The sequence below is a fragment of the Rhodococcus sp. KRD175 genome (assembly GCF_017168275.1).
Classification (GTDB): Bacteria; Actinomycetota; Actinomycetes; order Mycobacteriales; family Mycobacteriaceae; genus Rhodococcoides; species Rhodococcoides fascians.
The window spans coordinates 643,092-666,949 of sequence record NZ_JABFAQ010000004.1; the positions used below are offsets into that span (position 1 = coordinate 643,092).

Below are 23,858 nucleotides of genomic sequence, written 5' to 3' on the forward strand. Positions count from 1 at the left end.
AAGCCGCGACGAGACCTGCGATGCACTCCGGATTGATTGCTCTGATCATTCTGGTTGTGCTGCTCGCAGGGCTCGTCGCGGCTTTTGCGTATCGTCTTGCAGTGCTGCGGCGAGGTGGTACGGCAGCGATCATGCGTGTGCTGCCGTCCGAGGGCGGTGCCGGTTGGCGGCACGGCATCATTCGGTACGGCGACAACACGTTGGTGTTCTTCAAGCTGTCCAGTCTGCGGCCCGGGCCCGATCATCGGCTCGGTAGACAGGACGTTCAGGTGGGGGACCGACGGGCCCCCCGCGACACCGAGTTCGACATCATGACTCCGGACATCGCTGTGTTGGAGTTGTCGGACAATGGCAAGAAGTACGAAATGGCACTGGACAGAAGTGCGTTGACCGCTTTCCTGTCCTGGGTGGAGTCACGCCCGTCGGGGCGCTCGCGCCGCCGTCGGCCGGCGGCCTGAACGAGTCGCTTGCCGGAAATCAGTCGGTATCGGTACCTGTCGAGCGGCTCGCTCCGGGTACCCACTGCACGTCGCCCTCCGGGTTTGCGTACCTGCTCAGGATGAACAGCAGGTCCGAGAGCCTGTTGAGGTACTTGGCCGGTAGATCGCTCGTGGTTTCCGGGGAGGCGTGAACCGCTGCCCAGGCCGACCGCTCCGCGCGCCGAGCCACGGTGCGCGCGACGTGCAGCAGCGCTCCCAGAGGTGTTCCGCCGGGCAGGATGAATGACGTCAACGCCGGTAGCTCGTCGTTGAATTCGTCGCACCAGGCTTCGAGGCGGTCGATGTAACTCTGATCGATCCTCAGCGGTGGATATTCTGGATTGTCGACGACAGGCGTCGAGAGGTCCGCTCCGGCGTCGAACAGATCGCTCTGAACGGTCCGGATGACGGTTCGCACGGATTCACTCGGATTTCCCAGTGCCAGTGCGACTCCGAGGCTCGCGTTGGTCTCGTCGCAATCTGCATAGGCGATCAGCCGCTCGTCGTTCTTGGAGACCCTCGAGAAATCGCTCAATCCCGTGGTCCCGTCGTCGCCGGTCCGGGTGTAGATGCGCGTGAGGTGAACGGCCATGCGGCTACGGTACCGCGCGGGTGCCGGTCGGTACCGCTGGCTACGCTGTCGAAGTGAGTGAACGCTTTTTGGTCAACGGTGGTAATCGCCTCGTGGGTGAGGTGGCGGTCGGTGGTGCGAAGAACAGCGTCCTCAAGCTGATGGCCGCGGCCCTGCTCGCCGAGGGAACCAGCACGATCACCAACTGTCCCGACATCCTGGATGTTCCGCTGATGGCGGAGGTGCTGCGCGGACTCGGGTGCGAGGTGGAGCTCGACGGCTCGGTCGTCCACATCACGACCCCGGCCATGCCGAAATACCACGCCGATTTCGCGGCTGTTCGCCAGTTCCGAGCGTCGGTCTGTGTCCTCGGCCCTCTCGTCGCGCGGTGCAAGCGAGCGGTGGTGGCATTGCCGGGCGGTGACGCCATCGGGTCGCGTCCGCTGGATATGCACCAGTCCGGACTGCAGTTGCTGGGGGCGCGCAGCGAAATTCAACACGGATGCGTCGTTGCGGAAGCCGACGAGTTGCGCGGCGCGAACATCAGGTTGGCTTTCCCCTCTGTGGGAGCGACGGAGAACATCCTGATGGCGGCTGTGCTCGCTACCGGTGAGACCGTGATCGACAACGCGGCACGCGAACCGGACATCGTCGACGTGTGCAACATGCTCAACGAGATGGGTGCCGATGTCCGGGGCGCAGGCACCTCGACCCTCACCATCCGGGGTGTCAGCGCGTTGAAGCCGACGACTCATCGCGTCATCGGCGACCGAATTGTCGCTGCTACGTGGGGAATCGCGGCCGCGATGACGCGCGGGGACGTTCGCGTGCGTGGGGTCAACCCAAAGCACCTGTCGCTCGTGCTGGACAAGCTGCGGTCTGCGGGTGCCGAGGTGACCAGCGAACCGGACGGCTTCCGCGTCGTTCAGCACGAACGGCCGCGAGCAGTGAACTTTGCGACGTTGCCGTACCCCGGGTTTCCCACGGATCTGCAACCGATGGCTATCGGGCTCGCAACCGTCGCCGACGGGACGTCGATGATCACCGAGAACGTGTTCGAGGCACGCTTCCGGTTCGTCGAGGAGATGATCCGACTGGGTGCTGATGCGCGTACCGATGGCCACCATGCTGTGGTCCGCGGTGTTCCCCAACTCTCCAGCGCGCCGGTGTGGTCTTCGGACATTCGAGCTGGGGCCGGGCTGGTCCTGGCCGGGCTGGTGGCGGACGGTACGACCGAAGTGCACGACGTGTTCCACATCGACAGGGGCTATCCGCGATTCGTGGAAAACCTGACCGCTCTCGGCGGGAGCATCGAGCGGGTCAGCTGACCGACCTCTTCTCGAGAGCGTCGACCAGCACCCGGAGCGCGCGCTCGAATCGATCGTCCGCCACCGACCCGTAGCCGATGACGATGCCACCATCGGTGGTCGGCGATCGCGTCGAATGTGCGAAGGTTGGCAGATCGACTCCGTTGTCCGCGCAGTCGGCTGCAATATCGCGTGCAACGTCTGCGTCGAGTACGAGCACCGTGTGCAGCCCGGCACCGACGCCCCGAAGTTCGCCGAATGGCGCCAGCGCAGCGGCGACGACGCGGTCACGTGCCCGATAGATCCGACGTGCCGTGCGTACGGACCGGTCCCATTCGCCGTCGCGCAACAGCGAGGTCATGGCCTGCTGGACGGGAACCGACGGGAAGTCGCCGATGGCGCGACGTGTGTCGGTGATGCGCTCGACCATCGACGGGGGAGCCACCATCCATCCGAGGCGTACGCCGGCACCCAGCGTCTTCGATACCGTTCCCAGGTAGACGGCACGGTCCGGAACGAGCTCGGTGACCGTCGTCAAAGGTGCTATGCCGTAACGGAATTCGGAATCGTAGTCGTCCTCGATGATGGTGGTTCCGGTGCTTCGTGCCCAGTCCGCCAGGGCGCGCCGACGACCGATGGGCATGAGTCCGCCGGTGGGGTACTGGTGTGAGGGGGTGATGTAAACGGCCGGGGTGCCGTGAGGAACCGATTCGAGCTCGTCGACGACAAGGCCCTCGCGGTCGACGGGGATGTCGTGAACGGACCACCCGCGGTGTGTAGCGAGGGCAGCAGCAGCCCGGTATCCCGGATTCTCCAGTGCGAGAACATGTTCGACGCCGACGTTTACAGAGAGGGAACCCAGTGCCAGGTCCAGACCGTGAATGCTGCCCGTGGTGACGACGATCGAATCCGCGGTGGTGTGCAGCCCGCGAGCACGGCCGAGCAAGTCGGCAATGCGCATCCGCAAGTCGAGTGAGCCGGCCGGATCGGGGTAGTCGCCCGGTGGGGGAGAGCCACCGACGTCTCGCCATGCCCGCTTCCACGCATCGGATGGGCGAGGCGGAGTCCACGGTATTCCGGGGCGCAGCGAAATGCGCTGCGTAGTGGGTGGGCCTTCCTGTGCTCGGTGCAGCCTGTGGTCCGACCGAACGGCATGCGGAACATCTCGGACGTAGTTGCCGGATCCGCGACGTGCCTCGAGCCATCCTTCGGCGACGAGCTGCTCGTACGCCTTCTCCACCACCGCACGAGCCAGACCCATTTCGACGGAAAGTGCTCTGGTGCTTGGCAATCGGACGCCCGGCTCGAGCTCGCCGCGATCGATGGCCGCCCGGATACCGTCGGCCACCTGAACGGGCAACGTGCGGCGGTCGGCTCGATCGATCGCGATCGACAGGGCATTCGGCGGCAAGGTCATCGTGCGTCACCTGTCCATGGCAGAAAGTGGCCTAGCATCATTGCTCCCTATTGGACCATGACAGTGAGCCAACGGGGCGGCACTCTGGTGGCATGACGGCCGACGAAACACTTCTGTCCCCAACATCCAGGACCACCGTGGTCCGAGGTCGGCAGCGTGCGCAGTCGGAGCGGACGGCGTTGCTCGACGTTCTCCGATCGGCTCGCCTCTGTCATATGGGGGTGCTGGTGGGGAACGTGCCACGTGTGCTCCCGACCGTGTTCGGCCTGGATCCGGACGGGCCGGACAGGGCGGGAACCCTGTACCTCCATGGTTCGGTCGCCTCTCGAAGCCTGGTGGAGGCGCCTGATCAGGACATCTGCGTGACGGTCACGGTCGTCGACGGGTTGGTTCTGGCCCGGTCCGCGTTCCATCACTCGATGAACTATCGAAGCGCCGTCATCGTGGGACGGCCACGTCGAGTGGAGGACGAGGACGAACGGGCACGGGCATTGGACGCCATAGTCGATCAGGTCGTTCCGGGTAGAAGCACATATCTGCGGGCGCATACGAGGAAAGAGCTGGCGGCGACCAGTGTGTTGGCGCTACCGCTATACGAAGCATCGGTGAAAGCGCGGACCGGCGGACCGATCGACGACGAGGCCGACATTGCAGCAGGTGAAGTGTGGGCGGGTGTGATTCCGATCGGTCAATACGTCGGCACTGCAGAGCGTGGGGAAGATGTGGAACCGAACCTCGATGTGCCCGACCACGTTCTGGCGTTGTCCCGCTCATGAAACCCGTTTCTGTCGACTGTTCGCAAGATATGGCTGGCGTCACATGCGGGGATGTGCCGGCCGAATGCGAGGCCTTCTTGCGCACAGGTTCTCCGACCTGCGCGGATGCCGGCGGTAAGTCGATCCACCTGCCGATTTGCGTTGGTGTGGTTGGTGGCGTAACTTTTGTCGAGTCAGAGCGACGGACACCGACCCGGTCTTCACGGACTGGGTGAACGAGGTTGGACGTGTGGCTCGGCAGGTTTTATCCCCCAAGAGTCGGGCCTTGTGTCCGAGACCAAGCTGGGATAGGCTGGAACAGTTGCCCTTGAGGCCTACGGACTGCGTGCTCGTGGGGTTCGAGTGTGTGCGTGTTCTTTGAGAACTCAACAGTGTGTCGATGAATGTCAGTGCCGAATTTTATTTGGTGAAAGCATTCGATGTATCAGCCATCCGCTTGTGGTGGTTGTTGTCGGGTGTTGTTTGAAAATGCTAGTTGAGTTTTTTTGCTAGTGATTTGACTTGATGTCTTTGACTGATTCACGGTCTTTCGGGACTGTTGTTTCGCAGGTCTTTTACGGAGAGTTTGATCCTGGCTCAGGACGAACGCTGGCGGCGTGCTTAACACATGCAAGTCGAGCGGTAAGGCCTTTCGGGGTACACGAGCGGCGAACGGGTGAGTAACACGTCATCCGGGCATCCGATCTGGCCATGGATTACTCCATAGCCGGTCACAGTGCCCCGCAGCATCATCACAGCCCGTGTGTCACATGTCCGTGGACATCTCGTGTCTCATATGTCCCCAGACTGAACACGTAGCAGGCTACGAATTTCCACTCACATGGGCACCGGTCTTCTCGACGATCCAGGCATACTCGAAAGCCGCTTCTTTCCATTTCTCGTAGCGCCCGCTGACTCCGCCGTGTCCGGCGCTCATTTCGGTCTTGAGGAGCAGGTCCGAGTCACCCGTCTTCGTGGCACGCAGGGCCGCAACCCATTTGGCCGGTTCGACGTACAAGACGCGGGTGTCGTTGATGGACGTGATCGCGAGGATCGACGGGTAGTCCTTGGCCTCGACGTTCTCGTAGGGGCTGTACGACTTCATGTATTCGTACACTTCCTTGTCCGCCAACGGGTTTCCCCACTCGTCCCATTCGATGACCGTCAGCGGCAGCGACGGGTCGAGGATGGAGGTGAGCGGGTCGACGAACGGCACGTTGGCCAGGATGCCGTTGAACAGCTCGGGTGCAAGGTTGGCCACCGCACCCATCAGCAGACCGCCTGCGCTGCCGCCGTCAGCAACCAGATGCTTCGGTGAGGTACGGCCGGTGTCGATCAGATGCTGTGCGGCAGCGATGAAGTCGGTGAACGTGTTCTTCTTCTGCAGCGTCTTGCCCTGGTCGTACCAGTGCCTACCCATCTCACCGCCGCCGCGCACGTGTGCGACGACGAAGACGATGCCGCGGTCGAGCAGAGACAACCGCGCCACCGAGAACGACGGGTCCATCGATGCCTCGTACGATCCGTAGCCGTACAGCAGCGTGGGAGCAGGACCCTCGGGGACGTCCTTGCGAGCGATGACCGACAGCGGAATCTGTGTTCCGTCCGGCGCGGTCGCCCACTCTCGGTGCTGCACATAGTCGCCGGCGTCGAACTCACCGAGAACCGGCTGCGATTTGCGGAGCAGCAATTCCCCGCTCGCGATATCCAGGTCGTACACCTGACCGGGGGTGATGAAGGAGGTGTAGACCATCCTCAGCAGGGGCTGGTCCCACTCCGGGTTCGAGCCGGCTCCGACCGAATAGAGCTCCTCGTCGAACTCGAGCTCGCGGTATTCGCCGTATCCCTCGTCGGTCAGCGGCCAGATCGCCATGCGGGTCAACGCTTCTCGGCGGTAGGTGAAGATCAGGTGTCCGGCGAAGGCGTCGATGTCCTCGACTCGGACGTCGTCGCGGTGTGGAACCAGAATGCGCTGATCGAGTGGATCGCTCACCGGGGCCTCGGCGAGCAGGAAGTTCTCGGCCTTCTCCCCCTCGGTACCCCAGCCGTTGACCGAGCCGTTGTGGGTGATGAGGAAGCGATCCTCACCGGCCACGACGGCGTGTTCGATGCTGTACTCGATGCCGTCCGTGCGCGGCAGTACGACGCGGAACTCGCCCTCGGGATCGGTGGATTCCAGGACGAGGCACTCGGAGGTGATCTTGGAACCGACCCAGATCATCAGGTACTTCTCGCTACGGGTGGAACCGAAGCCGACCCAGTAGCTTTCGTCGGGCTCGTGAAAGACCTTGACGTCCTCGGCCTTACCGAGGGTGTGTCGCCAGACGGTGTCGGGACGCCAGGATTCGTCGACCGTCAGGTAGAAGACGTGGGTGGCGTCGGCGGTCCAGGTGGCTCCCGGCGCGACGTTCTCGATGGTGTCGGCCAGCAGTTCTCCGGTTTCGAGGTTCTTGAAGCGCAGTGTGTACCGCTCGTCGCCCTCTGTGTCGGTCGAGTACGCCAGCAACGTGCCGTCGAGGCTGATCGAGAATGCACCGAGCGAGAAGAAGTCGTGACCCTCGGCTTCGACGTTCGCGTCGAGCAGGATTTGCTCACCGGGTACGTCCACGTCGGAAGACAGCGTCGGCGGTGTCCAGTCGTCGGGAGAGTCGACGGGGCAACGGCATTGGAGGCCGTACGACTTACCCTCGACGGTGCGCGAGTAATACCACCACTGGCCCATGCGCGTCGGCACGGACAGGTCGGTCTCCTGGGTGCGCGATTTGATCTCGTCGAAGATCGTGCCGCGGAGTGCTTCCAGTCCGGCCGTCTGCTGCTCGGTGTACGCGTTCTCGGCTTCGAGGTAGGCGATCACCTCGGGGTCTTCCTTGGCGCGCAACCACTCGTAGTTGTCGATGAACGTGTCGCCGTGATGGGTGCGCCCCTGCGGCACCTTCTTGGCAATGGGAGGGGTGATCGTCATGGCGTGACCCAATCGTCGAAGTTCAGGCCCGAGATGCGCTCGTAGGCCTCGATGTAGCGGCTGCGCGTTGCGGCGACGACGTCGTCGGGCAACGGTGGCGGTGGGGTGTCGGACGCTCGGTCCCAGCCGGATTCGCCGGTCAGCCAGTCGCGAACGAACTGCTTGTCGAAACTGGGCTGAACGCGACCTTCTTCGTACGAGTCAGCAGGCCAGTAGCGTGAGGAATCGGGGGTGAGCACCTCGTCGGCGAGAACGAGGTTGCCGTCGGCATCGGTCCCGAACTCGAACTTGGTGTCCGCGAGAATGATTCCGCGTTCCAGAGCGAAGTTGGCTGCACGCGAATAGATCTCGATGGTGTCTTCGCGGAGCTTGAAGGCCAGCTCGGCACCGACCAGTTCGACGGCCTGGTCGAAGGTGATGTTCTCGTCGTGCTCACCCAGTTCGGCCTTGGCGGCAGGAGTGAAGATGACCTCGTCGAGTTTGCTCGATTCGATCAGGCCGGGCGGCAGTTCGACGCCACACACGGCACCGGTCGCGTTGTAATCCGCCAACCCGGATCCGGTGAGATAGCCGCGAGCAACGCACTCGATCGGCACCATGTTCAGCTTCTTCACCACCAGGGCGCGGCCGAGCAGTTCGGCGGGGATGCGTTCGTCGAGCGGATCACCGGCCAGGTGGTTGACGCCGCCGAGCTCCTCGAAGAAGAACACGCTCATCGCCGTCAACACCCGTCCCTTGTCCGGGATCGGGGTGTCGAGGATGTGGTCGTAGGCCGAGATTCGATCGCTCGCGACGAGCAGCAGATGCGCGTCGTCGATCGTGTACAGATCGCGGACCTTGCCGCCGGCCAGATGCTCGTAGCTACTCAGTGATGGTCGCACGAGGCTCAACACTATCTGGGCCGGTGCCGCCACGTCGGCGGGCAGGGATCACAATGAGTAGCAATGGCAACGACCGAATCGACCCCGGACATCGGATTCCGCTCCGAACGCGGTCCCATCCTGATCGCGCTGATGCTCAGCTCGTCGCTGGTTGCGCTGGACGCGACGATCATCGCCACTGCGGTGCTCACCATCGTCGGCGACCTCGGCGGGTTTGCGCAGTTCCCGTGGTTGTTCTCGATCTACCTGCTGGCACAGGCTGTCTCGGTGCCGCTCTACGGCAAATTGTCCGATCTGTTCGGGCGCAAGAAGATCATGGTGTTCGGCATCGCGGTGTTCTGCCTGGGCTCGATTCTGTGCGGCCTGGCGTGGAGCATGCCTGCTCTGATTGCTTTCCGCGCGATTCAGGGACTCGGCGCGGGTGCCGTCCAGCCGATGTCCATCACCATCGCAGGCGACATCTACACGCTGCCCGAGCGCGCCAAGGTGCAGGGCTACCTGGCCAGCGTGTGGGCGATCTCCTCGGTGCTCGGCCCCGCCCTCGGTGGCGTCTTCTCCGAGTACCTGTCGTGGCGGTGGATCTTTTTCATCAACATTCCGCTGTGCGCGGTGGCGGCGTTCATGTTGCTGCGCAAGTTCGAGGAAGGCGCAGTCGAACGCACCAAGCCGAAGATCGATTACCTCGGTGCCGCTCTGCTCACGGTCGGCGCGACGATGGTGCTCCTCGGCCTGCTCGAAGGCGGCCAGTCCTGGGCCTGGGGTTCGCCGATCAGCATCGCGATCTTCGTCGTGGGCTTCCTACTGCTGGCGGTGTTCGCGTGGGTCGAGTCCCGCGCCGAGGAGCCGATCCTGCCGCTGTGGGTGTTCACCCGGCGGGTGCTGGTGGTCAGCAGCTTCATCTCGTTGCTCGTCGGCGCATTGATCCTGGGACTGACGTCCTACGTCCCGACCTTCGTACAGGGCGTGTTCGGCACCGGAGCCATCATCGCCGGCTTCTCGCTGTCCACGCTGACCCTCGGCTGGCCGATCGCGGCATCCCAGTCCGGGCGGGTGTACCTGCGCTTCGGCTTCCGCACGACGGCAGTGGTCGGCGGTTCGATCGGGATCGTGGGTACGGCACTGACGACTCTGCTCGACGCCGATTCGCAGATCTGGCACGTCGCGGCGATGTGCTTCGTCATCGGCCTCGGCATGGGGTTGATCGCGAGCCCCACATTGATCGCCGCACAGTCGAGCGTCGAGTGGGCCGAACGCGGCGTCGTCACCTCCACCAACATGTTCGCCCGTTCACTCGGTAGCGCCGTCGGCGTCGCGGTGTTCGGTGCCATCGTCAACGCCCGTGTGTCCGGAGATCCAGAACCCGAACAACTGTCCGACGCCATCCATCTGGTCTTCATCGGAGTGCTGGTCGCCGCCGTCCTGATGACTGTCGCTGCGGTGTTCATGCCCAAGCGCACGGCCCGATAACTCGCCCACTGCGCAGGGTTCCGCCGCGTACCGCAACCGGAACCCTGCGTCACGGCATCAACGCACCGAACGCGGAAACCAGTGCACCGGTGAGGTCACCGAGACGTTCACGGCTGTACCGGGAGCGAATCGGTCGCAGGCCCGAGCGACGACACGCAGCCGGAGCCCGGTATCGCGGTGTCGCACAGTGACCGAGCATTCGGGGCCGGTGAAATCCTCGTGTTCGACGAGAAATTCGCCGTCCTCGCGCTCCGAGACCACCAACTGTTCGGGCCGGAGCAAGACCTGCCCCATACCCGTTGCCCTGGTGGTGGATTCGAGACGACCGAGAACGGTGTCGACCCAACCGTCGCGCGCGGCAGCGTCGACGTAATAGGCGTCGCCGACGAAGCTCGCCACAGCCGGCGTGGTGGGCCGCTCGTACAGTGCACGCGGCGTATCGACCTGCGCACAGCGCCCGCCCAGCAGGACCGCAACCCGATCCGCGGTGCCCAGAGCCTCGGCCCGATCGTGGGTGACGAGAATCGACGCGGTCTTGCTGGTGAGCAACAACTCTCGCACGTCCTGCCGAATCGAGGTCCGCAGACCTGCATCGAGAGCAGCGAACGGCTCGTCCATCAACACCACCGAGGGAGCCGGGGCCAACGCGCGCGCCAACGCGATCCGCTGCTGCTGCCCGCCCGAGAGTTCGCTGGGTCGAACCGCACCGGCGTCGGGCAGTCCGACGAGCTCGAGCATCTCGTCGACGCGTCGGGCCCGTTCGGCTCGGCCGGACAGGTACGGCCGCACGAACCCTGTGCGCAAACCGAATTCGATGTTTCGGCGCACCGTCAGATGTGGAAACAGTCCACCTTCCTGCGGCATCAGGCCTACTCCCCGCTTCTCCGGTGGCACCTGAACACGCCCGGCGACGGAGAGGTCGCGCCCGTCGGCGGTGATGCGGCCCGCGTCGATACGGTGCAGGCCTGCGATCGATCGCAGCAGAGTCGTCTTGCCGCAGCCTGAGGGTCCGAGAACGGCGAGCATCTCACCGTCGCCGAGGTCGAGATCGATTCCGTGCAGCACCGTCGTACTGCCGTACGAGGCAACGAGATCGGACATCACCATGCTCATGACAGTGTCACTCGCTTTCGCGTCGTACGCCGCAGCGCCCGGGTCAGGACGATCGTCGGGACCACGGAGATCAGGATCAATGCGAGGGCGTAGGGGGCTGCCTCGCCGTAGCGGAATGCCTCGGTGGTGGACCACAGCGTGGTCGCGAGCGTGTCCACACCGCGGGGGCGCAGCATCAACGTCGCCGGTAATTCCTTGGCGACGGTCAGGAACACCAGGGCGGCTCCGGCCGCGATGCCGGGCGCGGCGACAGGAATCGTCACCCGCAGGTCGGTGCGCACTCGCCCGGCACCGAGGGTCCGTGAAACATCCTCGAGCACAACCGGAGTGGCGTCGACGACCGATCGGGTGCTGCCGACGGCCAACGGCAGGAACAGCACCACGTACGCCAGCACCAGCAGCACCGCGGTCTGATAGAACGACGGTAGAAATCTGATTCCGAGAAACACCGTCGCCAGTCCCACGGTGATACCCGGGAGACCGTGCGCAATGTACGTGGACAACTCGGCGGTGCGCGCACTGCGGGACGTGGACCGGGCCGCGAACAACGCCACCGGCAACGCAAGCACGGCGACCACCAGAGCAGCAGTCGCCGAGTACTGGACCGTCTTTGCGCTGACAGCCAGCACGTCCGACCAGTCGACGGTGAAGCGCAGCGATCGAGTGAGCCATCGCGCCAGGGCCAGAATCGGTACCAGCACCGAAACACCGAGGGCTGCAACGATAACGGCCAGAGCAGGCACGCGCCACCGGCCGAGAACCACAGGCTCGGCCATCCGGTCGGTTCCCGATCCCACCCGCGCCGTGGCCCCGCGTCGAGCGCGCCGTTCGAGGAGGGTCAACACCAACGCGCCCACCACGAGGACCAACCCGAGAACAGCGGCCGCGGTGCGATCGAGCCCGCCGCGGTAGGCGCTGTAGATGCCGAGAGTGAAGGCGTCGTACCGCATCAGTGCCACCGCCCCGAAGTCACTGATGGTGTACAGCGCCACCAACAACGCGCCTGCTGCCGCAGCCGGAACGATGCGACGGCACTCGACGGTCAATGCGGTGCGTACCGCCCCGCGGCCGAGGGTGCGGGACACTTCGGTCAACGACGGGTCCGCGGTGGCGAACGCCGCGGACACCGGCAACATCACCAGCGGGAAACACGACAACGTCAGCACCAGCGCAGCACCGGAAAATCCTGCAAGGGAGGGAAATTCAGCGATCCACAGATAACCGGACACGTACGACGGGATGGCCAGCGGTGCCGCGAGGATCATCGAGAAGATGCGTCGACCCGGTAGATCGGTTCGGACGGTCAACCAGGCGAGCAGCGTGCCCACCACGACGGAGGCGACCACGACGGTGAGCGCGAGCGTGGCCGTCCGGACAACGAGGTCGAGGGTGCGTTGCCGCAGGAGCAGCCGCAGTACCTTCTCGGTTCCGCCGTCGAACGCTCGAACGAACAGGTACACCAAGGGTGTCAGCGTCAGCGCTCCCACGCACAACGCGGTCGTCCCGAGAACGGGACGACCGCCGAAGTGGCGCCGCAGAAGCGGCTGGAGTGCGGACACGAACACCGACTAGATGATTCCGACGTCGGTGAGCAGGGTCTGGGTCTCCTCGAGGGACGAGAGTCGGCCCAGGTCGAGGTCGGTCGAACCCAGGTCCGACAGCGGCGGCAGGTCGTAGTCGGACGTGACGCCGTCGATGACGGGGTATTCGGCGGTCTCGTTGGCGAAGTACGTCTGCGATTCGGTCGAGAGCAGCTCGCGCACGAAATCGAATGCCGCTTCCTGGTTGTCCGACGCCGCCAGCACACCGGCACCGGCGACGTTGATCAATGCGCCGGGGTCGCCGGGCTCGAAGTAGTGCAGCTCGACGGGAGCGTCGGCACCGTTCTCGTCCTTGAACGGGTACCAGTAGTAGTGGTTGAGCAGTCCCGTGGCGACCTGCCCGTCGTTGACGGCGGTCAGCAGCGGACCGTTGCCCTCGAACGCGACCGGCTCGTTGGCGACGAATCCTTCGAGCCAGGTGCGCGCACCCTCCTCGCCGCGCTGCACGCGCAATGCGGTGACAAACGCCTGGAACGACGCGTTGGTGGGTGCGTAGCCGATCTGTCCGCGCCAGCGTGGGTCGAGCAGTCCGTCGATACCGGTGGGCAGGTCTGCTGCCTGCACCGAATCGGAGTTGTAGGCCAGCACGCGGGCCCGTGCGGACGTGGCGACCCAGGTGCCGTCGGTGCCGCGGTACTGCTCGGGGACGAGCGCGAGGATGTCCTCGGGCAGCGGTGCGAGCGCCCCTGCTTCGTCGAGGGCCCCCAGTGCACCTGCATCCTGGCCGTAGAAGACGTCGGCCGGCGTCGCGTCGCCCTCTTCGAGGATCTTCGCGGCCTGGGCGTTGGTGTTGCCCGAATAGTCGACCTCGATGCCGCCGCCGATGCGTTCGATCAGGGGGTCGACGAGTTCTTCGCCGCGGCCGGAGTACACCACCAGGGCGGACTCTGCGGTGGCGGACTCGGAGGTGGAGGTGGTGTCACCGGAGTCCGAAGAGCTGCAGGCGACCAAACCGAGGGCAAGGGTTGCACTGCACGAGAGCAGCGCCAGACGGCGAACGGTGAACACGGTTCTCCTGACGAAAACGGGTCAAACGGACAATTCGAGAAAGTACACCACCAAGGTGAGGCTCAGCTACTTTCCCCCCCGGATTGAACGACCGGCCGCCCGGGCATTCCCGCCCGATGACCGAACGCGTGCTCGTCACCGGTGCCAGCATCGCCGGCCCCACCGTCGCCTACTGGCTCGACAGAGCGGGATACGACGTCGTCGTCGTCGAGCGCAGTCCGCAGCTGCGTCTGGGCGGCCAGAACATCGACGTCCGCGGTAGTGGACGCGAGGTGCTGCGGCGCATGGGCCTGGAGCAGACCCTGCTGGCCAACGGCACCACCGAAAAGGGCACCAGATTCGTCGACGATTCCGACGCCACCATCGCGGCCTTTCCGGCCGGAGACGGATCACACGACGGACCGACGGCGGAGATGGAGATTCTGCGCGGCGAGTTCGCGCGGATTCTCGTCGAATCAGCCGGTCCGCGAACCGAGTACCGGTACGGCGATCGCGTCGTCGACGTGGCTCAGGATGCCGACGGCGTCGATGTCACGTTCGCGTCGAACGCAGCGGAGAGGTTCGACCTCGTCGTGTTCGCCGACGGAATCCGTTCCAGTAGCAGAGAACTGGCGTTTCCTGCCGAGGCGGAGACCACGCCGGTCGGCTTGTACACCGCCTACGGGGTTTTGCCGAAGGGACCGAGTGACGACGGCTGGTGGCGGTGGTACAACGCCCCCGGATCCAGGGTCGCCAATCTGCGCCCGGACAACCTCGGCACGACGCGTTTCAGCCTGTCCTGGGTGTCCGACGACGGCGGGTACGAAGGCGCGTCCACCGAGCAGGTGATTGCCGCCTTGCGAGCGACGTTCGCCGACGTCGGCTGGGAAGTGCCCAGAATCCTGAATTCGCTCGGACCTGATTCGGAGCTCTACGTCGACTATCTGGCCCAGGTGCAGGCTCCGCGATGGTCGAACGGCAGAATCGGCATGCTGGGCGACGCTGCTTGGTGCGCAACACTATTGAGCGGGATGGGCACCACGTTGTCGGTCACCGGGGCCTACGTGCTCGCCGGGGAACTCGCCCGAGCGCGCGATCATCGCGCCGGGTTCGAGGCCTTCGAGGCGCGCATGCGTCCGTTCGTGAATCAGGCTCAGAAGCTGCCGCCCGGCGTGCCTCGCGTCGCGCATCCGAAAACGACTGTGGGAGTAGCTGCTTTTCGCACCGTGCTGCGCCTGGCCGGATCGAAGCCGGTCCAGGCGGTCACGAGCAGATTCCTCGGTCCCGACGCGGCGACGCTGGAATTGCCCGACTACGAATTTCGGCGTTAGAGCCCGACCCGCTCGAGCAGCGCGTCGAACGCCTCGCTGGCTTCCTGCTCGGTGCGGCCGGATTCGATGACGCCGTTGTACACCGCAAGCGCCTCCTCCTGGTACTGCTTGTACTTTTCGAGCCACTTCTCCGAGTCAGCGCGCCAGTAGCCGATGATGTCGAAATACTTGTTGTCGTAACCCAAGTCCTTGCGGAAGTACTTGCGTACCCGACGCGAGGACGACGCCTCGGCGGCGAACCACACGTAGCCGCGACCCTCGGGTAGCGGGTATGCGAGCACCGCGTCGTCGAGCACGCTGGCGCTGTCTCCGTTTCCGGATCCGATACGCCAATCGAACGTCACGTCGGCGGCTGTCTCGAACGTCTGGATGTCACCGCGCTCGAGTACCTCGACGATCGCGTGTGCGCGGGTGCCTGCGGGCAACTGTTCGATCAGTCGCCCCAGCGCAGGAACTCCGGTCATATCGGCCACCAGCAGCAGCCAATCGACGTCGGCGGGCGGTGAGTACCACGACCGCGGACGGGTGAAGAGCACCGTCTGGCCGGGGGCGGCCTGCTGGGCCCAGGTGGCCGCGACGCCGCCCTCGTGTGCGAAGAAGTCGATGGTCAACTGGCCGCGGTCGGGATCGACGCGTCGGATCGTGTAGTTCCGGCCCTCCGGCGCGTTCTCGAGGCCGTGGAACCACCACAGGCCGTCGACCTCGGTCATCGGCGGCGGTGCCGACTCGCCTTCGCGCGGAAAGTAGACCCCGACGCACTCGTCGGGTGCCCCGAGCGTGCGGTAACCGGCGACGTGCTCGCCGCCGAAGGTGACGCGCACCATGTGCACGGTGAGCTGCTCCACCGCAACGACGTCGGCGTAGTGGAAACCACGCTGCTGATCGGTCATCTTCGTCCTCGATACATCTCTCGTCCGACTGTGCGAGAACCCTCAGGCTAACTCGGCGGCAATTCTGTTCGATTCTAAACTAAGCCTTGCCTAGCCTGCCAGCGGCCACCTTGGGTATCACCAACGGAGTGTGCGATTCGGGATCGTCGATGATGCGGCACGGCAGTCCGAACACCGCCTCGACCAAGTCGGCCGTGACGATCTCCGCCGGTGGGCCCTCGGTGACCACCGCGCCGTCCTTCATCGCGATGATGTGGTCGGCGTATCGACAGGCGTGGTTGAGATCGTGCAACACCGCGACGAGAGTGTTGCCGTTGTCCCGATTCAACGTGGCCAGCAGGTCGAGAAGTTCGATCTGGTGCGCGATGTCGAGAAACGTCGTCGGCTCGTCCAAGAGCAACAGCGGTGTCTGTTGCGCGAGAACCATTGCCACCCACACTCTTTGCCGCTGTCCACCGGACAGCTCGTCGACCGGACGGGCCGACAGCGACGTCACTCCGGTCGCAGTCATGGCCTCCACCACCGCGGCCTCGTCCGCGACGGACCATTGCCGGATCAACTTCTGATGCGGATAGCGGCCTCGCGCAACGAGATCGGCCACCGAGATGCCGTCCGGTGCGATGGAGGTTTGCGGCAGGAGCCCGAGTCGGCGGGCGACCTCCTTCGCCGGGTACGACGAGATGGACTTGCCGTCGAGCAAGACCGCCCCGCCGGTCGGCTTCAGCAGCCGCGACAACGCGCGCAACAGTGTCGATTTGCCGCAGGCGTTCGGCCCGACGATCACGGTGAACTTGCCGTCGGGAATCTCGACGGTCAGCTTCTCGCTGATGATTCGTTTGTCGTATCCGACGGTGATGCCGTCCGCGTACAGGCGTGGCCTCGTCGTCATTGCTTCCGCCCTTCTCGTGCCAACAACCAGACGAAGTACGCGCCGCCCACACAGACCGTCACCACGCCGACCGGAAGCTGAGTGGGCGCGAAAACTCGTTGCGCTGCAACGTCACTGACGATCAGGAGCAGAGCACCCATGCATGCTGCCGGCACCATCGCCACCGACGAGGTACCGGTGAGCCGCCGAGCCAACTGCGGCGCGGCGAGCGCGACGAACGAAATGGGCCCCGCTGCGGCCGTGACCAGTGCCGTGAGGGCGACCCCGAGAATCACCAGCATCAGACGCGTCGGCTCGACGCGGATTCCGAGCGCTCTCGCCGCGTCGTCACCCATCTCGAGTACCGGTAGCCGTGTCGACAGCGCCGCCGCCGCGGGGGTGACGACAGCGAGGGCCACGAGAACGGGAACCACCTGCGGCCACCCCAGCCCGTTGAGTGTGCCCGCGCCCCAGACGGCGGCTGCGATTGCCTCGGAGACATCGGCTTTCACCACGAGCCAGGTATTGACGGACGCCAGGACGGCACTGACCGCGATACCGACGATGATCAATCGAAAGCCCTGCACGCCGCGCTTGTAGGCGAGCACGTACACCACGGCGGCGGCCACCAGTCCGCCGACGAGCGCGCCCGCTCCGGTCCGGTAGTAACCGCCGCCGAGCGTCAGGATGACGACGAGAGCGCCGGTGTACGCGCCGGTCGAGAAGCCGATGATGTCCGGGCTGCCCAACGGATTTCGCGTCAACGACTGAAAGATCGCACCCGACACCCCCAGGGCAGCTCCGAACAGGAATGCCAGCGCAACCCGGGGGAACCGCGACTGCATGACGACGATCTCGGTGATGCGCGGGGCGTCGCCGAACACCGCCGCGAGCACCTGGCCCGGTGGAACGTGGTAATCGCCAGTGCCGATCGCGAGGACGGCGACAACCGCTGTCAGCAACAGCAGGGCCGCGCAGACGAGGACCGTACAAACGTCGATTCGTGCGCCCAGCACTGTGCGAACGATCCACACCCTTCTGCCGAAGTCGATGTTCCCGGCGCGCGGTGCCCGGATCACAGTCCGCTCGCCTTCTTTCGGCGGACCAACAGGATCAGGACGGGAGCCCCGACGAAGGCGGTGACGATACCGACCTGCAACTCCCCCGGCTCGATGACGATTCGGCCGACGACGTCGGCGAACAACAGCAGTGCCGGTGCCGCGAACACGGTGTGGATCAGAATCCAACGCTGGTCCGGCCCGACGAACCAGCGCACCATGTGCGGCACCATCAGCCCCACGAACCCGACCGGTCCCGCCGCCGCTGTCGCCGCTCCGGCCAACAGCGTCACCGCAACGACCCCGACGGTCCGCGTCCGAAGCGCATCGGCTCCCAACGACCGGGCCAACTCGTCGCCCAGTGCGATCGCATTGAGCGGACGCGCGACGAGCGCAGCCAGACACAGTCCGAGTACGACGAACGGGCCGGTGGCCGCCGCGATGTCGAGCCCTCGACCCGCCAACGAGCCTGCGCCCCAGAACCGCATCCTGGCGAAGGCGTCCGGGTCCAGCAGCAGCATCCCGGAAGTAACGCCGCCGAGCACCGCACCGAGGGCAATACCGGAGAGCGTCAAGCGAATCGGAGTGGCACCCACTCGTCCCACCGAACCCAGCGCGTACACCGCGACGGTGGCGAGAACGGCACCGACGAACGCGAACCACACATAGAAGCGAACGTCGGTCGCGCCCAACACCCCGACTGCGAAGGCGACGAAGAGTGCCGCTCCGGCATTGACGCCCAGAATGCCCGGGTCGGCCAACGGGTTGCGCGTCATCGCCTGGATCAGCGCGCCCGCGACGCCGAGCGCGGTACCGACGAGCACGCCGAGCACGGTCCGCGGAACTCGGAGCTCACGGACGATCACGGCATCGGTGGAACCGTTCGAAGACCACAGTGCGTGCCACACGTCACCGACAGCGATGTTCTCGGCTCCCACAGCGATACTCACCAGGCACAGAATCGCGAGGACGACGACGACGAGAATCAGACCGGCGGTCCTGCCGGCATCGGTTCGGGCCAGACCACCGACGAGAGCCGGAACATCGCTCTGTTCCGGCTCGTCGCCCGCAGTGATACCCCGCCGTTTCACACCACCGAACGCACCCTCGCACCCACCGCGGACTTGACGATCTCACCGCTGCGCACAGCGATGTTGGACAGCAGAGAGGACGTCAGACCGTGGGTGTGCTCGGTGCCGCCCTGCAGGTAGATCGAACCCACTGTCGATCCACGCGTGACGAGCCGGTAGTCCCGCGTCACGCGAGGACCGTGCGCATCGAATTCGACGGCGTCGAACAACGGCCCGAGGATGTCGGGCAGATCGAGGGACGTGAAGCCGGTGGCATAGACGACAGCGTCGCACAGCACGTCCTCGGCCAGTCCTGTCGGCCCGTGTTCCACCGATGCCCGCACGCCCGACGCCTCCTCCGTGACATCGGCCAGTCGGGAGGCTCCGTGCACGAACAGCCGGCGCTGTCCGCTGACCCGCTCGGCGTACTCGCGCGCGTACAGCTCCTCGATCAGGGGCAGGTCGACGGCGGAGTAGTTGGTTCCGCGGTGATAGTGCAGCAGCTGATCACGAAGGGAGTGCGAGGACGAGTAGAAGTCGTCGACGGCGGTCGGATCGAAGATGCGGTTGGCGTAGGGGCTGTCGTCGGCCGGGCTGTACCCGTACTTGCGCAGTACCGCATGTACAGATGCGTCCGGATAGGTCGAATGCAGGTAGTCGACCACTTCGGCTGCGCTCTGCCCGGCACCGACGACGACGAACGTGCGGTGGTTCCGTGACGGCAGCCGGTCGAGGTGGCCGAGTAGGTCGTGATTGTGGAATTGCCGCGCCGACGCGGTGACCCCATCCGGCAGGGTTGCGGTCAGGCCGCCGGCGAGCACGATGTTGCGGCCGCGGACGGTCCCGGTGCGCCGCCCCTCGGTGCGGACGCCGTAACCGTCACCGGTGTCGACGACCGCGGACGCCCGCGTGCCGTAGTGCACCGCGGCGTCGACTTTGCCTGCGGCCCAGGACAGGTAGTCGTGGAACTCGAGCCGGCTGGGGAAGAACGTCTGCAGATTGATGAAGTGGTTGAGCCGGCCTCGTTCGGCGAGATACGACAGAAACGTGTACTCGCTGCTCGCATTGCGCTGGGTGGCAAGGTCTTTGAGGAAGGAGATCTGCATCGTGGTTCCCGGCAGCAACATTCCGGGGTGCCAGGCGAACTCGTCCTTCGACTCGAGGAAGCACGAGGTCAGGCGCTCGGCCGGAGCACACTGTCGATTGTGTTCCTCGATCGCGATGGCCAGCCCCAGATTGGAGGGCCCGAAGCCGACCCCGACGATGTCGTATTCGCCGTCGAGGTCGCCGCTGTAGTCGTCGCTCGGGCTCATCGGATGCTCGCCCCCGACATCTGATCGAGCGCACCGGGGACCGGTTCGGCAGGGTCCACTCCGAGGGCGACGATGCTGTTGTCCGAGTCGACGTGCACCACGGAGGGACTGTGCGTCGACAGCTCGGCGTTCTCGACCTGACGGAACGACATGATGATCACCAGATCACCCGGAGACACCAGATGGGCCGCGGCACCGTTTATTCCGATCACGCCGGATCCCGGATGGCCTTCGATCACGTAGGTGACCAAGCGAGCGCCGTTGGTGATGTCGACGACGTGGACCTGTTCGCCCTCGATCAGATCGGCCGCCTGCATCAGAGTCGAATCGATCGTGATGGACCCGACGTAGTGCAGATCGGCGTGAGTGACAGTGGCACGGTGGATCTTTCCACCCAGCATGGTGCGGTGCATCAGGCGTCGTTCTCCTTCTTGCGGACGAGATATGGGGCAACGCTGGCGAGCTTCTCGCAGGTCTCGTCGAATTCACGTTCGGGCTTGGACTGGCCGACGATGCCGGCTCCGGCACGCAGCCATGCGGAACCCTGCTGCTCGTAGACGGCGCGCAGCACGAGTGCTGCCTCGAATTCTCCCGTCGACGATGCCTTCACGACGGCACCGGAGTACAGGCCGCGCGGTGAGTCGTCGAGCCGACCGATGGCGTCGATGGCCTCCTTCTTCGGGATCCCCGACGCCGTGACGGCCGGAAACAGGGCACCGAAGGCATCCCAGCAGGACAGGTCCTCGCGCAGGCGTGCGCGCACGGTGGACGCGAGATGTTGGACACTTCCCCGTTCGCGCACGCTCATGAAGTCCGAGACGGCCGTCGACCCCGGGCTGGCGATCGATTCGAGTTCCTCGAACGAGGTACGCACGGACACAGCGTGTTCGGTGATCTCTTTCGGATCCTGTTCGAGATCGGACTTCGCTGCCGAGTCGGCATCGGAACCGAGTCCGAACGCTCTCGTTCCCGCGAGCGGCTCGGTGGTGACGATCCCGTGTGCGTCGACGGAGGCGACCAATTCCGGGCTGAAGCCTGCGGCACGCAGATCGCCGAGATGCAGCAGAAAAGAGCGGGCCGGAGTGTTCGCCGTACGCCCGGCGCGGTAGGTGCCCGGCATGTCGAGATCGAATGGGATACGCACGCTCCGGGACAGAATGACCTTGGCGTAGTCGCCCCGTCGGATTTCCGTTACGGCCTGTTCGACGCGGCCGCGGTAGTCGTCGAGATCTCCGCCGACGTCGAGAGCGTGCACGGTCGGCAGCTCGTCGCCGCCGATCGCGTCGAGCGCGGCCAGTACCGAGGCGCGGTCCTCGTCGCTGCCGGTCACCTCGACGGCATCGTGTTCGCGGCCGAAGCGGACCTCGACGCGGGGCACCACCAGGTGCGCGAGGATGTCGTCGGCGTCGCGCCCGGCGGCAGTGGACCGATCGACGTCGTGCAGGTGCTCCGCGAACCCGAAACCGACGAATCCGTAAGCGTTCCACTGTTCTCGGGTCAGGCCCGTGCACGCCTCGCTCAGGGCCGCTGCCGGGTTACCGGACCAGCTCCGCTCGGTCGGTTCTCCGGCCCCCCAGGTGGTGGTCACGAGGTGGGGCCGAAGCACGATGCGAGCGACCACGCCGCCCGCGAACACCCAGCGTCCCCGGTCCTCGTACACGACGTACTCGTCGAACAATCCGGACTCCGCCAACGCGACGACCGTACGCAGTCCCCGCTGCAGTTCGGTCCCCTCGGCCGTGTCCATCGTCGTTTCTTCGACAACGGTCATTGTGTGTGCACTCCTGACGGTGAATCGGTCCGTGACCGCGCATTGCGCGCAACGTCTGCGGTCGGCATCGGCGCGCGCCTTCGATAGGGAACGCTAACCTAACCGACTCGGCAGCACAACGGCTTCCTCGGTGTCAGCGAACACGGCGTAGATCGAGCACCGAGATACCCCAGCCGACCAGCGTCGACGCCGCGACCTCGAGGCCGGCATCGGCTGCTACGCAGGCAAATTCGGCTTTCGTTCGTACACCGCTGCCGTGCATGCAGAGCATCAGCAGATCGAATTCCGACTGGTCCTCGTTGAACGACCCGTCGTTGGACAGTCGCTCGACGACCACCAATTTTCCGTTGTCGGCCAATCCTGTTGCCGCGTTGCGCAACAGCAGTGCGAGATCGTCGTCTCGATAGTGTCCGGTGACCTCGAGCAACAGATACGCGTCGAATCCGTTCCCGTGCTCCACATGCGGCTCGGACATCACGCTCTGCGGGTGATTCACCACTCTCCCTTCGAGTTCGGGCCATTTCCCGAGGTCGCGTCGAATCAGGTCGAGTTCGCTGGGCAACCCGAGCACACCCGCCGATACTCCGTCGTACCGGGAGAGAACGGAACCGAGCACCACTCCGGATCCTGCCCCCGCCACCAACAGGGTCGAGACCCCGTCGAACGAATAGTCTTGCACCAGAGCAGGACCCAGGAACGCGGCCTCGTCGGCGATGTGGTTGTGATGCAGTTCGGCGAGCCGCGGGGACGCCTCGAGGTCTTCGGTCAACGTGTTGCCGGTCAGCAGGCTCGCGCTGGCGGTACCGGTCCGCAGGCTGTCCACCAGACCTGTGATCGACAGTTCCACCCGTGCCTCGATCCCGTCCAGGTCCAGCCAGTGCGAGATCCAGTCGTCGCCGAGCATCGCCTCACCGATATCGCCGAGAATCAGATCACCGGTGGAGTTCTCGGCGAGGACGTCGACGGCACGCAGATAGCGCACGAATTTCGCGAGGGCGCGCGCGTCCGTCTCGGTGGCTTCCGCCAGCGATTCGACGGAGCACGCCCCTCGGGACACGTGCAACGGGATACGTAACGTGTTGGCCGCCCTGAAAGCGAAGGGCGACAGTATTTCCGCACGTTCGGCGAGCCTGTCGAACGGCTCGGACTCACCGCCGCTGAGGTCGGGCACCTCGGGATCGTCGGCGCGGGTCAGAACCTCGGCGCGACGCCAGTACCCGGTTACGTCGACCATCTCCGGCGGCAGGCCGCGGTCCTCGCGCAGATACCGACGGATTCCCTTGAGAGCGGTCGCTTCCCCTGCCACCCAGGCGAACACCGTTCCGTCCCACCAGGGTGCCGCCCGCACCGCACTGTCGAGCAAGTTGCCGGTGCCGGCAGTGACGCCGTCACGGTGGACCCACGTGATCTCGGCGTCGGCGGCCGTCGGTAACGGCAACTCTCGCTCGACGTCGGCGACCTCGACGAACACCCGAATTCGCCGGCCCGGCAATGCCTCTTCGAGATACCGAGCGATGGCAGGTAACGCGGTCTCGTCGCCGACGAGCATCACCCAGTCGACATCGGCCGGAGCATGGCCCGACCGCACCGGTCCGAGCAGGGTGATGGAATCGCCGACGCGGCAACGCCGACCCCACGTCGACGCGATGCCGGTGTCGTGGGTGACGAACTCGAGAGTCACCTGCGCGGTCTCGGGATCGACGCTGCGCACGGTGTAGTTGCGGGTCACCGGACGCGGATCACGCGGCCATTCGACGGTGCGCTCGTGCTGGGTCGGAAGCACCACCGTGCCGTCGGTCTCCGCCGGGAAGAACAACCGAACGAAGTCGTCGAATCCTTCGCTGCGCAACGCCGGGAACCGGTAGTCGCCGCGCGAGAACTCGCGCAGCTGCGGCCCACCCAACACGATTCGGCGCATACCCGAACCCAACTGACGTGTTTCGATCACCGTTGCCGTGCGCAGGACTTCGGGAAAGACGACCTGAAGTCGATGGGACCTTGCCACGGTGGAACACGC

General features: G+C 65.2%; 20 protein-coding genes. 5 read left to right on the forward strand and 15 right to left on the reverse strand.

Translation table 11 applies throughout. The features are described from left to right. The first annotated feature begins 20 nt into the window (after nucleotides 1-20). Nucleotides 21-458, forward strand: a complete 438-nt coding sequence (locus tag J1M81_RS07550; protein ID WP_027497897.1) for a DUF2550 domain-containing protein — start codon at nucleotides 21-23, stop codon at nucleotides 456-458. A gap of 19 nt (nucleotides 459-477) precedes the next feature. Here the strand turns inward: J1M81_RS07550 and J1M81_RS07555 are convergent, their stop codons facing one another. After that, nucleotides 478-1,071 (reverse strand): cob(I)yrinic acid a,c-diamide adenosyltransferase, encoded by a 594-nt coding sequence (locus J1M81_RS07555; RefSeq protein ID WP_032368771.1) that lies wholly within the window; start codon nucleotides 1,069-1,071, stop codon nucleotides 478-480. Nucleotides 1,072-1,124: 53 nt separating this feature from the next. Between J1M81_RS07555 and murA the strand changes: the two genes are divergently transcribed. Further along, complete coding sequence (gene murA, locus J1M81_RS07560) at nucleotides 1,125-2,378, forward strand: UDP-N-acetylglucosamine 1-carboxyvinyltransferase (protein WP_027497895.1); 1,254 nt, start codon at nucleotides 1,125-1,127, stop codon at nucleotides 2,376-2,378. Here murA and J1M81_RS07565 read toward each other — a convergent pair. Further along, nucleotides 2,371-3,774 (reverse strand): PLP-dependent aminotransferase family protein, encoded by a 1,404-nt coding sequence (locus J1M81_RS07565; protein ID WP_241257720.1) that lies wholly within the window; start codon nucleotides 3,772-3,774, stop codon nucleotides 2,371-2,373. The genes murA and J1M81_RS07565 overlap by 8 nt on opposite strands. A 92-nt stretch (nucleotides 3,775-3,866) precedes the next feature. Here J1M81_RS07565 and J1M81_RS07570 point away from each other — a divergent pair, with 92 nt between their 5' ends. Beyond that, nucleotides 3,867-4,550 carry a pyridoxamine 5'-phosphate oxidase family protein gene (locus tag J1M81_RS07570; protein ID WP_206497843.1) on the forward strand — a complete coding sequence of 228 codons (684 nt, stop codon included), beginning with the start codon at nucleotides 3,867-3,869 and terminating at the stop codon, nucleotides 4,548-4,550. Nucleotides 4,551-5,352: 802 nt separating this feature from the next. On the opposite strand, the gene J1M81_RS07575 is transcribed toward J1M81_RS07570, so the two are convergent. Both J1M81_RS07575 and J1M81_RS07580 read right to left on the reverse strand, forming a co-directional pair. Further along, nucleotides 5,353-7,491 (reverse strand): S9 family peptidase, encoded by a 2,139-nt coding sequence (locus J1M81_RS07575; RefSeq protein WP_206497844.1) that lies wholly within the window; start codon nucleotides 7,489-7,491, stop codon nucleotides 5,353-5,355. Then, the gene (locus tag J1M81_RS07580; protein WP_032374034.1) at nucleotides 7,488-8,372 is read right to left on the reverse strand and encodes a phosphoribosylaminoimidazolesuccinocarboxamide synthase; all 885 of its coding nucleotides are present in this window, start codon (nucleotides 8,370-8,372) and stop codon (nucleotides 7,488-7,490) included. Before J1M81_RS07580 ends, J1M81_RS07575 begins: the two co-directional genes overlap by 4 nt. A gap of 63 nt (nucleotides 8,373-8,435) precedes the next feature. Between J1M81_RS07580 and J1M81_RS07585 the strand changes: the two genes are divergently transcribed. Further along, nucleotides 8,436-9,839 (forward strand): MDR family MFS transporter, encoded by a 1,404-nt coding sequence (locus J1M81_RS07585; protein ID WP_032400075.1) that lies wholly within the window; start codon nucleotides 8,436-8,438, stop codon nucleotides 9,837-9,839. Nucleotides 9,840-9,896: 57 nt separating this feature from the next. On the opposite strand, the gene J1M81_RS07590 is transcribed toward J1M81_RS07585, so the two are convergent. From J1M81_RS07590 to J1M81_RS07600, 3 genes are read right to left on the reverse strand one after another with little or no spacing between them, the layout of a single operon-like run. Further along, complete coding sequence (locus tag J1M81_RS07590; RefSeq protein ID WP_230593429.1) at nucleotides 9,897-10,946, reverse strand: ABC transporter ATP-binding protein; 1,050 nt, start codon at nucleotides 10,944-10,946, stop codon at nucleotides 9,897-9,899. 2 nt (nucleotides 10,947-10,948) lie between these two features. Then, entirely contained in the window at nucleotides 10,949-12,511 is a 1,563-nt protein-coding gene (locus tag J1M81_RS07595; protein WP_230595253.1) for an iron ABC transporter permease, read from the reverse strand. 9 nt (nucleotides 12,512-12,520) lie between these two features. Beyond that, a complete protein-coding gene (locus tag J1M81_RS07600) occupies nucleotides 12,521-13,561 on the reverse strand; it encodes an iron ABC transporter substrate-binding protein (RefSeq protein ID WP_052061438.1) in 1,041 nt (346 codons plus the stop codon). Nucleotides 13,562-13,677: 116 nt separating this feature from the next. On the opposite strand from J1M81_RS07600, the gene J1M81_RS07605 reads away from it, so the two are divergent. After that, a complete protein-coding gene (locus tag J1M81_RS07605; RefSeq protein WP_032374021.1) occupies nucleotides 13,678-14,871 on the forward strand; it encodes an FAD-dependent monooxygenase in 1,194 nt (397 codons plus the stop codon). Here J1M81_RS07605 and J1M81_RS07610 read toward each other — a convergent pair. The 8 genes from J1M81_RS07610 to J1M81_RS07645 all read right to left on the reverse strand — a co-directional run bounded on the left by J1M81_RS07610 (nucleotide 14,868) and on the right by J1M81_RS07645 (nucleotide 23,846). Next, nucleotides 14,868-15,761, reverse strand: coding sequence for a siderophore-interacting protein (locus tag J1M81_RS07610; protein WP_032374022.1), 894 nt, complete (start codon nucleotides 15,759-15,761; stop codon nucleotides 14,868-14,870). The two genes, J1M81_RS07605 and J1M81_RS07610, sit on opposite strands and share 4 nt — an antisense overlap. 79 nt (nucleotides 15,762-15,840) lie before the next feature. Continuing rightward, the gene (locus J1M81_RS07615; RefSeq protein WP_032374023.1) at nucleotides 15,841-16,650 is read right to left on the reverse strand and encodes an ABC transporter ATP-binding protein; all 810 of its coding nucleotides are present in this window, start codon (nucleotides 16,648-16,650) and stop codon (nucleotides 15,841-15,843) included. Next, a complete protein-coding gene (locus J1M81_RS07620) occupies nucleotides 16,647-17,708 on the reverse strand; it encodes a FecCD family ABC transporter permease (protein ID WP_371834239.1) in 1,062 nt (353 codons plus the stop codon). The genes J1M81_RS07615 and J1M81_RS07620 overlap by 4 nt, the downstream gene beginning before the upstream one ends. Continuing rightward, nucleotides 17,705-18,763 carry an iron chelate uptake ABC transporter family permease subunit gene (locus J1M81_RS07625; protein ID WP_032374038.1) on the reverse strand — a complete coding sequence of 353 codons (1,059 nt, stop codon included), beginning with the start codon at nucleotides 18,761-18,763 and terminating at the stop codon, nucleotides 17,705-17,707. Before J1M81_RS07625 ends, J1M81_RS07620 begins: the two co-directional genes overlap by 4 nt. A gap of 11 nt (nucleotides 18,764-18,774) precedes the next feature. After that, on the reverse strand, nucleotides 18,775-20,070 hold the full coding sequence (locus J1M81_RS07630) for a lysine N(6)-hydroxylase/L-ornithine N(5)-oxygenase family protein (RefSeq protein WP_032374024.1): 1,296 nt from the start codon (nucleotides 20,068-20,070) through the stop codon (nucleotides 18,775-18,777). Continuing rightward, nucleotides 20,067-20,483, reverse strand: coding sequence for an aspartate 1-decarboxylase (gene panD, locus J1M81_RS07635; protein WP_032374025.1), 417 nt, complete (start codon nucleotides 20,481-20,483; stop codon nucleotides 20,067-20,069). The genes J1M81_RS07630 and panD overlap by 4 nt, the downstream gene beginning before the upstream one ends. Continuing rightward, nucleotides 20,483-21,841 (reverse strand): salicylate synthase, encoded by a 1,359-nt coding sequence (locus J1M81_RS07640; RefSeq protein ID WP_027495816.1) that lies wholly within the window; start codon nucleotides 21,839-21,841, stop codon nucleotides 20,483-20,485. The genes panD and J1M81_RS07640 overlap by 1 nt, the downstream gene beginning before the upstream one ends. Before the next feature lie 133 nt (nucleotides 21,842-21,974). Continuing rightward, on the reverse strand, nucleotides 21,975-23,846 hold the full coding sequence (locus tag J1M81_RS07645; protein ID WP_206497845.1) for a siderophore-interacting protein: 1,872 nt from the start codon (nucleotides 23,844-23,846) through the stop codon (nucleotides 21,975-21,977). Nucleotides 23,847-23,858: the final 12 nt, after the last annotated feature.